11 protein-coding genes are annotated in these 9,909 nt (G+C 52.8%); 3 read left to right on the top strand and 8 right to left on the bottom strand.

What is annotated here, in order from left to right:
* Positions 1-184 precede the first annotated feature (184 nt).
* A complete protein-coding gene (locus tag O0S10_RS09180) occupies positions 185-781 on the bottom strand; it encodes an RPA family protein (RefSeq protein ID WP_268925580.1) in 597 nt (198 codons plus the stop codon).
* Positions 778-2,694, bottom strand: a complete 1,917-nt coding sequence (locus tag O0S10_RS09175; protein ID WP_268925579.1) for an OB-fold nucleic acid binding domain-containing protein — start codon at positions 2,692-2,694, stop codon at positions 778-780. The genes O0S10_RS09180 and O0S10_RS09175 overlap by 4 nt, the downstream gene beginning before the upstream one ends.
* Before the next feature lie 116 nt (positions 2,695-2,810).
* Here O0S10_RS09175 and O0S10_RS09170 point away from each other — a divergent pair, with 116 nt between their 5' ends.
* Positions 2,811-2,996, top strand: coding sequence for a DUF1858 domain-containing protein (locus O0S10_RS09170; RefSeq protein ID WP_268925578.1), 186 nt, complete (start codon positions 2,811-2,813; stop codon positions 2,994-2,996).
* Positions 2,997-3,003: 7 nt separating this feature from the next.
* On the opposite strand, the gene O0S10_RS09165 is transcribed toward O0S10_RS09170, so the two are convergent.
* The 3 genes from O0S10_RS09165 to O0S10_RS09155 are packed head-to-tail and all read right to left on the bottom strand — an operon-like array spanning position 3,004 to position 6,010.
* Positions 3,004-3,933, bottom strand: a complete 930-nt coding sequence (locus tag O0S10_RS09165; protein ID WP_268925577.1) for an adenosylcobinamide amidohydrolase — start codon at positions 3,931-3,933, stop codon at positions 3,004-3,006.
* Positions 3,934-3,938: 5 nt separating this feature from the next.
* Complete coding sequence (locus tag O0S10_RS09160; protein ID WP_268925576.1) at positions 3,939-4,535, bottom strand: GNAT family N-acetyltransferase; 597 nt, start codon at positions 4,533-4,535, stop codon at positions 3,939-3,941.
* A gap of 47 nt (positions 4,536-4,582) precedes the next feature.
* The gene (locus tag O0S10_RS09155; RefSeq protein ID WP_268925575.1) at positions 4,583-6,010 is read right to left on the bottom strand and encodes a DUF4346 domain-containing protein; all 1,428 of its coding nucleotides are present in this window, start codon (positions 6,008-6,010) and stop codon (positions 4,583-4,585) included.
* A 665-nt stretch (positions 6,011-6,675) separates the two neighbouring features.
* Here O0S10_RS09155 and O0S10_RS09150 point away from each other — a divergent pair.
* On the top strand, positions 6,676-7,395 hold the full coding sequence (locus O0S10_RS09150; RefSeq protein WP_268925574.1) for a CehA/McbA family metallohydrolase: 720 nt from the start codon (positions 6,676-6,678) through the stop codon (positions 7,393-7,395).
* A complete protein-coding gene (gene truA / locus O0S10_RS09145) occupies positions 7,392-8,252 on the top strand; it encodes a tRNA pseudouridine(38-40) synthase TruA (RefSeq protein WP_268925573.1) in 861 nt (286 codons plus the stop codon). Before O0S10_RS09150 ends, truA begins: the two co-directional genes overlap by 4 nt.
* 47 nt (positions 8,253-8,299) lie before the next feature.
* Here the strand turns inward: truA and O0S10_RS09140 are convergent, their stop codons facing one another.
* From O0S10_RS09140 to O0S10_RS09130, 3 genes are all read right to left on the bottom strand, one after another.
* On the bottom strand, positions 8,300-8,491 hold the full coding sequence (locus O0S10_RS09140) for a hypothetical protein (RefSeq protein ID WP_268925571.1): 192 nt from the start codon (positions 8,489-8,491) through the stop codon (positions 8,300-8,302).
* Between the two features lie 209 nt (positions 8,492-8,700).
* Positions 8,701-9,285, bottom strand: coding sequence for a flavodoxin family protein (locus O0S10_RS09135; RefSeq protein ID WP_268925570.1), 585 nt, complete (start codon positions 9,283-9,285; stop codon positions 8,701-8,703).
* Positions 9,282-9,872 carry a flavodoxin family protein gene (locus O0S10_RS09130; protein ID WP_268925569.1) on the bottom strand — a complete coding sequence of 197 codons (591 nt, stop codon included), beginning with the start codon at positions 9,870-9,872 and terminating at the stop codon, positions 9,282-9,284. The genes O0S10_RS09135 and O0S10_RS09130 overlap by 4 nt, the downstream gene beginning before the upstream one ends.
* Positions 9,873-9,909: the final 37 nt, after the last annotated feature.

The raw sequence follows: 9,909 nt of genomic DNA, 5'->3' as shown, positions 1-9,909 counted from the left end.
AACCAACTCTGATACACACACAACTGAAAAAACTCAGCTGTGTCTCACATACAGAACATAAGGCTGTGAGATAACAACATAGATCGTTGACACAAATAAAAACAGCAGATCCAAACTCCGGGACAGCGCCGAACAAAAATATGGGAAAATCGGTGCATACAGGAGTAGAAACAAAAAAAGAGAATTAAAGAGTCATCATCCGGCTCAGCGCATCATACACCATACGTCGCCAGTGTTCAGAACCGAACCGGTACGTCTCGCGCGCAAGAAGAACATCACTACCAGGCTCTTCCCCAGCCGACGCATCAATCCTGTCCAGCGTGGAACGCGCTGCATCCTGCACCCAGAGATCGCGCGTCTCCTGATCCACCACAAGAACCGACTCGGCGCGCACGGAAGTGAAAATTTTTCCCTCAGGCGTCGTGTACACACTCGGTTTTCCGACAACAGCCACAAACACCGGAATCTCGGGATCAATCTTTGCCAGCTGATGCATCGCCTCCGGCTGATACGACCCCGCAGTCACAAAGAACAGACCAGTAGGATCCGATATGCGCGCACGATACAGAATATTCTGATCACCCACCTTATCCTTCTGAGTAATCGTTCCGACGAGCAGAACACGGTTACACCTCTCACCGGTCGGCAGAAGAACATACAGCGGACTTTTTTCATCCTCAGTATCCTTAAACGTCTTCGTTGCCTCACGAAGCTCAGCAGCAAATACACGCTTCGCCGGCTCACGCTCGTAGGACAGAAAATTCGAACCTGCATCACTCATTGTTCCTCACCTCCAAGAGAAGCGCCCGCACGATTCATCAGCTCCGCAGTTGCGGAAGGATCCGGATGAATAAACTCAGCAGACTTCACCAGAATCCTCCCCTCAAAATCATTCCCGAAACAGCGCACATACCGGCCGCACACCTTCTCCGTAAACTGCGCCTGCACCTCCTCAAGTCCGAGCGGACTCTCCGAAGCAAGATCAATCGCCTGATCCATTGTCATCCCAGTAAGCGCTTCCGTAACATCACGGCCTATCAGCACATTGTACGCCTTATGACCATCATCCAAAACTGCCTTGATGCGCAGATCATAGTGATAATCATTCTGAATCTCATGAATCGGACAGAAGTTCTGGCGCGACAGCACACGATTGCATCCCTCCACCGGACACCGCTTCACCAGACCCGAGCCGCCGGAGATCTGCACAATCGTTCCCGCATACGCATCAAGAGCTGTCCCGACCGCAATATCAACATCCGGCTCATCCGCCTCATACACCGCATTGTTCAGAACAAGTGAGAGACGACCGTTGTACTCATCCACTTTTGCGTTTGTAACACGATACACACGACCCGGTTCAAGTTTCTCCTTCGTATCATCCTTCCACAGAACAAACTTGATCCGACCGGTTTCATCACCCAGCAGACCGGTCTGAAGCATACGCTCACTCCGGGACTCCCACTCCTCGACAAACTTCACGTGAAGAGAAGCAAAGCCGACCGCAAGATCCCGGATGCTTGTTACCGGCAGCGGCGCTGACGGAGCAATGCCCTGTACCGCAATATCATCGCCGTCATCGGCGGCGGAGTACTCCGCACTGTTCAGACCAAGAGACAGACGACCGTTGTACTCATCCACCTTCGCGTTTTTGATCAGATATATCTGGCCCGGAACAAGCTTCTCCTTCGTATCATCCTTCCACAGAACAAACTTGATCCGACCAGTCTCATCACCAACAAGACCGCTCTGCATCATGCGATCACTTCGGGACTCCCACTCCTCAACAAACTTCACCCGGACCGATGCATAACCGGTGGAAAGATCACGAATATTCGTCACCGGGAGATCTTCTTTAGGCACAGGCATCACAACCGGCACCGGAATATCCGTATCCTCATCCTCCATCCACACGCCCGAGTTCAGCGCAAGCGACAGACGACCGCCGAACGTATCCACACTCGCATAGAATATATTATAGACCGACCCAAGAGTCAGCTTTTCCCGACCCTCATCCTTCCACAGAATAAACTTCATCTTCCCCGATGTGTCCGCCACAAGACCCGTCTGAAGCATGCGATCGCTCCGCGTCTCCCACTCCTCAACGAACTTCACCTGAATCGACGCCGCAACTCCGGGCGTCAGATCACTCAGATGCATGGGAGGTGCAGGCATCAGACTCCGGTCATCGGCAATTGGTGTCACCCGGGAACCCGAGTGAAGCTTCAGACTCGGAACCTCACGGAATGAATCAACGACCGCCGACTCAATCCGGTACCACTGCTCAAGTTCCAGCGGAGGAATTTCACTCGCTTTCGCAAACACCACAAACCGGACTGCGCCCGAACTGTCCGCAAGAACACCTGTCTGTGCGATCGACGGGGAGGTCGGCGTCTGCAAAGACACTACCTTCACCTCAACCGTAACCCACTCTCCCGGCTGAATTTCGGAAAGAGAATAGACACCGCCTTCCGGTACCGACGGCGGCGTAACGGAAGAATCATCCTCCGGAATATCGTACTGCCGCATCTGATCAGACAAAACTTTTCGTTCAGCCTCATATGCCACCACACCAAACTCATTGATGTAGCTTGCAAGTTTATCCGTAATACTCTGCCTGTCCGGCGAAACTCCTTTGGATTCTAATTTGTGGGAGATTCTGTCGGTAATCTGCTGGATCTGACTTTGGTCCATTTTGATCTCCAACAGATTCATTGGCGTCACACCATATTAACCCCTGACCATGCGTACTGAAAGTGCCTGTGCCATGTTCGGAAACATCAAGTAGTCGAATTGCCAATGTAGTATATATGGCAATTACCATCGATTCAACGATCGCTGACCTGCTCCGCGAAAAACCGGAAAGTGCCGCAATTCTGCAGAGCTTCGGCATGGGATGTCTTGGCTGTGCAATCGCAAACAACGAAACCGTCCGCGAGGCCGCAATGGTTCACGGAATCCCCTTAGAAGAGCTTTCCAAGAAGCTCGGTATCTAAAAATACTTTATTTTTCTTCCAGCTTTTTTGCAAGATTCTTCAGTTCCAGAAGACCTGCTTCAGGATTTTTCAGCAGATGATGCGCAACCTCGGGGATATGCACAAGACGGCAGTCCATGCAGCTCCACACCTCACCGTGCGGTGTTTCGATCATGGTTCCAAGTGTTGAATCCATACAGGGGTAGAGGGGACAGTAACAGAAGCTGCACTGCTGGCGCGGATAGTTGTGGCACGGGTAGTACGGGCAGCCTTCCGGCACCCATTCCGTCCAGTGATCGCCGCCGTACCGGCTGTAGACAAAAAAGGAAGGACGTGTCCGCCGGACGATCACGGAAGAACCCCGCGACCATCCGCGGGAGACACCCCATGTGGAAAGAAGGTAACTGTCAAACCTGACCAGTGCTTCAGTCAGTGCCTGACGAACGGCTTTTGCAATCCGTTCGCCGGTATCGGTGAGAATGCCGGCAAACATCTCGGGAGCCGAACGGGATTTTTCTGCGGCAATCACCACGGCATCGGTAGGTGATGCACCGGCGGGAAGTTTTCGATCCATCAGGACCTGCATCTTTGTCTCCGTTACCGTAATCATCGCCCCAAGCAGTGCAGTATCCGACAGTGGTCTGTCCGAGGTGACAATAATATTGACAGTGCGATTGCTGTCCGAAACTCCCGCGGTTACGAATACCGTAATGTAGTCGTAGCGGGCAATGCAGAGATTCATAATTGGAACCGCCGTCAGAAGCCCGAACTGCGGCTGAAGAAATCCCTGTTCGGTTGCAACCCGATCAATTTCAAGCGAGGCATCGCCGGAAAAGTTCCGGGGAATGGTGATGTTCAGGATCGTTCTGACGTCGGCAATGCCGCCGTTAATACCACTGCTTGCCGCACGAAAATTGCCGCGGACGATCAGTACATCATCTCGGAGATAGTACCGCATGGACGTCAGACTTCTTTGAGATAGGAGTAAAGAGAGAAGTACTCAACAATTGCTTTCTCAACCGGCCCCTGTGGTTCAGATTTTTTGTCGAAGATTTTTCCAAGGATTCCTTTCTTCTGATCCGCAGCGGGAACCGGTTCGGGATCAACCGTGACAGTTTTGACACTCCGGTATCCGCGGGGAATTTCACCGGCAGGAACGAATCCGCATTTGGTCAGGAAGTTCATCGCGGCCGGGTTGAGAGCCGGGATGCGGTTACAGACGATCGCGGCAAAGCCGAGGTCGCGGGCGGTCTTTACCGAGTGTTCACACATTTTTTTGCCGACACCAAGATTGCGGAAGGAGAACTTCACGGCATAGATCACCTCGGCAATGTGCGATCCTTTGCCGGGGTTGAGTTTGCGGAGCAGATAGATTCCCGCAACTTCACTACCGATCTTTGCACAGAAGACGCCGCGGAACTGATCGAGGAAGGTTCCCATCTCTTCCGGGGATAGGGGAGTTTCTTCGAGAAATGCATCGCCTTCGGCGATGATGGAGTTCCAGACCGTCATGACGCTGTAAAGGTCGGCAGGCTCGTAGGGACGGATGGTGATATTCATGCTAATACAGTTATTGGGATGATTATGGTATAAGAGCAATCCGGTCTTCAGAACTCTCCATCCTGTTCAAAACTTCGGCCGAACCTGATGGCGAGTTCTGCTTTGTAGAGTTCTTTGCCAAGATAGGCGGCGTGATCGAGCAGCGATACGCCGTTTTCGGCAAGGATTGCAGAGAAGACGTCATGCCAGTTCGTACCAGAAATGGCACGGCCACCACGGACGGCAACAATCCTGCCGTTCTCAACACCGATGCGGAAGTTGCCGCAGGGGTCGTATGCGGCGAGATCAGCTGATGCGGCCGGCGCGGAGGAGAGAGTCTCATACACCAGCGGAGGTTCGCGGCGGCGGCGTTTTTCTTTGAGGATGAGAACGTCCCGGCCAACATCTTTCGGATACGGGCGTCCCCGGGAGAGTGCGGTCATCTCAACGGCACGCCGCATCTCCTGCGTTGCGCCCCGGGTCTTATCGGAGTGTTCGGAGACGAGGACAGCGGCAACGCCGCACTCTTCAGCTGCGGCAGCGAGCAGGGCGCACATGCCCGGACTGTCGGCATCAACCATCTCCACAACGTTGACACAGCCGAGAACTTTGGGGCAGCCGAACTCCGGCAGATATCCGGAAAGTGATTCGATCATGCCGGAAAGTGGTGGCTGGAGCAAGGGGTCGGCAAGAATTTTCGACAGTCCGAATTTTTTTGCAGCGGCAACTGTGTCCGCGAGGGAGGCATCGCGGGGGATCAGAACGACCGCAGCTCCTGCGGCTTCGATCTTCGCGGCAAGAAGAGGGAGCGTTGCAGAGGTAAGGGAGAAGATCAGATCGCAGCGGAACAGCGCGGCCTTGATGAGCGCGGGATCAATGGTATCAACCGAGAGTAAAATGTCCAGGTCCGCGACCTCCGTAAAGCAGCGGCGGACATCGTCCGGGGTCGCGTCAAACCCGAAGCCGAGATCCACCACATCGGCGCCGCATGCCGCAGCGGTGAGGACGGCATCCCGCAGAGCGGGATGCCGGTGGGCGTCCATGATCTCATGGATGATTTTGATGCGGGATGTGCCGCCGAATTTAACACCGCGAAGTACAAACGCAGGCTCGGCAGTGTGTTCTATCTCTGATAACCGGTCGGCAGCCTGTCTGCGCCGTACGTCACTGAGAAGATCGTCGGCGGGAATGGTTGCGGAAAGCCCGCCGGAGAGGATCAGCGGTATGCAGAGCCGCATGTCCGCGGCATGCCGCGTACCTTTCCGAACCGGAATGCCGAAGGACTGTTCCACTTCCGCAAACGATGCGGTACACATGCCGGAGACCACAACAAGATCATAATGGTCTGCCAAAAGCAGACGGGATAGATTCCCGGGAGAAAGAAAGGAAGCAATCTCTCCCGTCGGCACAATGGAATACGTAAACGCGTCGATACCAGCAAGTGCGGAGCGCAGCGCCGTTTCACTCTGGCGGCCGGTGGGAAAGAGGATATGCATATGATTTCTTATTGGATCTGCGAACCCGAAATAGTTAGGGTTTGTTCGGGCTTTGCTCCAAAAGTCGAAAGTCAGATGTTTGGCGGGATGTTGAGTGGGTAATTCGGGGTTCTTTGGTATGGGGTTTGGATCAAAAGCCCCGGAGAGGGATTGTTTGATGTAGATGTGTGCAAGATACTTCTCCAAAAATCGTTTTGGAAAACTACTCTCTATTACTACTTACTATGTACTGTACTTACAAGTACAGTACAGTAAGATAAGAAGAAAGAATATCTTTTCAAAAAAATGGAGAGGCACACATGCCGGGACACAATCTGTATGTAAAAGATAGGCAGAACCTGATAACATCGAACCGGAAGAAGTGTGGGAAATTCTATGGAACAGATGGGGAATGCAGAAGAAATAACCCGGACTCCCAAGAAGACATCACCATCTGCTCCGGCAATCCGTTCCAACCCACATGTATCCTCCCTCTCTCGCAGATAGTCCGTGAATTTTTCTGAATTGCGTAAAAGGCCAGTTAGGATAGTACGTCAAAACATCTCCACTCAGGCATTCTTGATCCTGCACCCTGGGACATTGCAGGCTTTTGGAACAAAATCGCTTGCCTGGAAAAAAGCAGGAATGTTAATCTGCAATGAAAGAGAACTCCCTTAGTACGCGAAATGGTTCTTCTCAAATGTGATCTGCACGTTCACACGAACGCATCAAGGGACGGAGAAAGTCCGGTCGAGGCTGTACTTGCGGCGGCAGCGGCAGCAGGACTTGACGCGGTGGCCATCACCGATCACGATACGACGGAAGGATCGATCTGTGCGCTTGCCGCACAACATCCGGGAGTTTTGGTAATCCCGGGCATTGAGGTTTCGACAAAACAGGGACATCTGCTGGTTCTCGGGACAACACAGGTGCTCGCACCCAAACAGGATGTGCTGGATACGATTGCGGAGGCAAAAGCGCTTGGAGCAGTAACAATTGTTCCCCACCCGTTCCACCGCTGGCGGCACGGTGTCGGCCTCCGGTGCAGAGAGGCACTGCTGGCAGCAGATGCAGTTGAGACCCTGAACAGCCGTTACATCATTGGAACGGCAAATCAGAAGGCAGCAAAAATGGCCAAGAAGTACCGGCGGCCGGCAACCGCAGGTTCAGACGCCCACAACTGCAAATTTGTCGGGTTCGGCATAACAGAGATAGAAGCTGAGGAGCGATCGGTTGCGGCAATTCTTGATGCAATTCGTGCGGGACGTGTCTCCTGTACCTGCAAAAAAACACCGCTCCGCACCTATACCCGACAGTCATGGGACAATACAGTTCGTAAGATGCGCAGACGCGTGCCGCAGTTCCGCCACCGGCCGCGGCGACGGGTAATTCACCGGAAGAAATGAAGCTCGCGTTTGCTGTCGGATACAAAGGGGACAACTTTTCCGGATCGCAGGCACAGCCGAATAAACGAACGGTGGAGGGAGAGTTTGTTGCAGCAGGTATCGGTCTCGGCCTGTTTGCCGATGCGAAAGAAGCGCACTTCCGTATCTCGGGAAGAACCGATAAGGGTGTGTCTGCCCGGCGACAGATCGTCTCAATCATCACCGATCATCCGGAGAAGGCAGTCGATGCCCTGAACTTCTGTCTGCCGGATGACATCTGGTGTCTTGGGGCAGCCGAGGTGTCACCGGATTTTTATCCCCGCTATGCAGTGACATCAAGAACATACCGGTACTATTTTCCCTACACAGCAGATATCACATCAATGGATACGGCAGCCCGGCAGTTTATCGGGAGGCATGATTTCACACGGTTTTCCAGGATGGAGGAGGGGCGCGATCCGAACCGGACGGTAACGGAGGCGAAAGTGTTTGAAGCGCCGGACGGCTGTCCGGTCTTTGAGGTTTCGGCAAAAAGTTTTCTCTGGAATATGGTGCGAGGGATGGCAGGGTTTCTTGCATCGGTTGGTGCGGGAGTGGCGGAACCCGAGACCGCAGGTGACCTCCTGACAACACCGGGACACCGTGTGCATCCTGCCCCCGCCGAAGCACTGATCTTCTGGGACGCGGAGTGCGATGTGATGTTTCAGCCGATGCGGCAGGCACGGGAGACGATGCGGATGCTCGGGAGGGAATCGGCTGCGGCACGGGCAGAGGTCCGGGTCGCCGAGGCGCTGATGGATGAGTCACCGGCGGAAATATGGAGGCGGAGACTCGTTCGGGAGTATCCGGATTTGCGAATCGGATCAAAACAGAAATAATTTTTCCTGAATTTTTTTAAAAAAATAGTGATTGTGTTACATGAAGGTTACATTAGATGGAACACAAAGCGACCTGCCAGTATCACTTCCGCAATTCCTGCCAGAATCACCATCACCACGTATCTGATTTCCCACCATTTGTCCGTTGTTTTGCGAAGGCGGTAAATTGCATAGCCCTGCATCAGTATGGCAACGAAAAACATCAGAATCGCCGCCATCATTACAGTTGTGAATTCCATTTTTCTCACCGTCAATTATAATTTATCATAGTAAAAGTGTATCCATGTAAAACACTCTCTCTTGTTTTCTTCTATCTGATCCGATATAATTACTGAAGCAACAATAAGTGCCACTCCTCCATGACTTTGCTCCACACCTACCAGAGAGAGATGCAGTTAGTGATTCTGATCGCCATTGCGTACACCTCACGAAAAATAGACAGAACCGATCAGATCAAGCCCGCGATCCGTTTTCCTTCGGCTTCGGCAAACGCCACTGACTCGGGCCAGCCCTTCACACCGCCGTGCTGATCCATTCCCGCGAAAAGAACATTTTCGGTGTACGAAAATCCTGCGTCATTGAAAAATGCCCGCACAACCGGAAACGCCGCATCAAAGATATGAGGGATGTCCTGCCCGGACGTTCCCAGATACACGCCGATGTGATGTTTGAGATGATCGTCAGAGAACGCGAGAGTTTTAGTAACAAACTTCTGCGCCCAGAGGAACTGACCGCGATCGATGAAGGACTTCATCTCCGCGGTAACAGTCATGGAGTACACGGGTGAGGCAAGAACAAGAATGTCTGCAGCAAGCACTGCATCAAAGATCGGCGTCAGATCATCCCTGAGAATACAGACACCTTTCTTATGACAAGCGTTGCAACCCCGGCAGTTTTTGTGATCAATGTCAACGAGCGAAATCTTGCTCGTTGCGGCTCCTGCGCTTTCCGCACCCCGGAGAAAGGCATCAAGAACCGTATCGGTATTTCCATGTTTGCGGGGGCTTCCGTTGATTGCGGTGATCTGTGTCATACTACCTCAAGTGATGCAAGAAGGGCTCCAGCGGTACTTTTTGTTTTGGCAACCGCCGCAGGATTTTCCAGAAAGTCGGTCTTCTTATCAAGACCATTGAGAAGGAGAAGCATTGTGTGTTTCGGTTTGATGCCCGATACATCAAAAAGGAAACGGGCGACCGGCACGGTGTGATCAAAGATGCCGTCACGGGTTTGTCCCGCGGTCGCAATAAAAAGCCCAAGTTTTTTTCCGGCAGGTTCCTTGAAGGTATGGAGCACGTACTTCTGGGACCAGAACACCTGACAGCGATCAATCAGTGCTTTTGCCTGCGCACAAACCGACATAGAGTACACGGGAGCTGCGAGGATCAAGATATCAGCGGCGAGAATTTTTTGGGCGAGTTGCTGAAAATCATCCTCTTGAATACAGCGACCGAGTTTTTCACACGCCCCGCAGCCTTTGCAGGGGGCGATGGAAAGATCCGCGAGAACCACTTTTTCTGCGGGGATGCGGTTGCCGATCTCTGCAAGGACCGTATCAAGTGCCGACTCGGAGTTCCCGTGGCGGCGGGGAGAGGTGGAGATGGCGAGGATACGAGGAGTCATAGTGAGTATATTGGAGGGAAGGGAAATAAAAGAAATG

The organism is Methanocorpusculum petauri (assembly GCF_026891975.1).
Taxonomy (GTDB): domain Archaea; phylum Halobacteriota; class Methanomicrobia; order Methanomicrobiales; family Methanocorpusculaceae; genus Methanocorpusculum; species Methanocorpusculum petauri.
Note: the sequence above shows the minus strand (reverse complement) of the source record. Positions and strands in the feature narration are given on the sequence as shown.

Excerpts from the sequence above, each read along its gene's own strand:
- O0S10_RS09180 (WP_268925580.1), bottom strand. The coding sequence starts at position 781 with ATGAGTGATGCAGGTTCGAATTTTCTGTCCTACGAGCGTGAGCCGGCG.
- O0S10_RS09175 (WP_268925579.1), bottom strand. The coding sequence starts at position 2,694 with ATGGACCAAAGTCAGATCCAGCAGATTACCGACAGAATCTCCCACAAA.
- O0S10_RS09170 (WP_268925578.1), top strand. The coding sequence starts at position 2,811 with ATGGCAATTACCATCGATTCAACGATCGCTGACCTGCTCCGCGAAAAA.
- O0S10_RS09165 (WP_268925577.1), bottom strand. The coding sequence starts at position 3,933 with ATGCGGTACTATCTCCGAGATGATGTACTGATCGTCCGCGGCAATTTT.
- O0S10_RS09160 (WP_268925576.1), bottom strand. The coding sequence starts at position 4,535 with ATGAATATCACCATCCGTCCCTACGAGCCTGCCGACCTTTACAGCGTC.
- O0S10_RS09155 (WP_268925575.1), bottom strand. The coding sequence starts at position 6,010 with ATGCATATCCTCTTTCCCACCGGCCGCCAGAGTGAAACGGCGCTGCGC.
- O0S10_RS09150 (WP_268925574.1), top strand. The coding sequence starts at position 6,676 with ATGGTTCTTCTCAAATGTGATCTGCACGTTCACACGAACGCATCAAGG.
- truA (WP_268925573.1), top strand. The coding sequence starts at position 7,392 with ATGAAGCTCGCGTTTGCTGTCGGATACAAAGGGGACAACTTTTCCGGA.
- O0S10_RS09140 (WP_268925571.1), bottom strand. The coding sequence starts at position 8,491 with ATGGAATTCACAACTGTAATGATGGCGGCGATTCTGATGTTTTTCGTT.
- O0S10_RS09135 (WP_268925570.1), bottom strand. The coding sequence starts at position 9,285 with ATGACACAGATCACCGCAATCAACGGAAGCCCCCGCAAACATGGAAAT.
- O0S10_RS09130 (WP_268925569.1), bottom strand. The coding sequence starts at position 9,872 with ATGACTCCTCGTATCCTCGCCATCTCCACCTCTCCCCGCCGCCACGGG.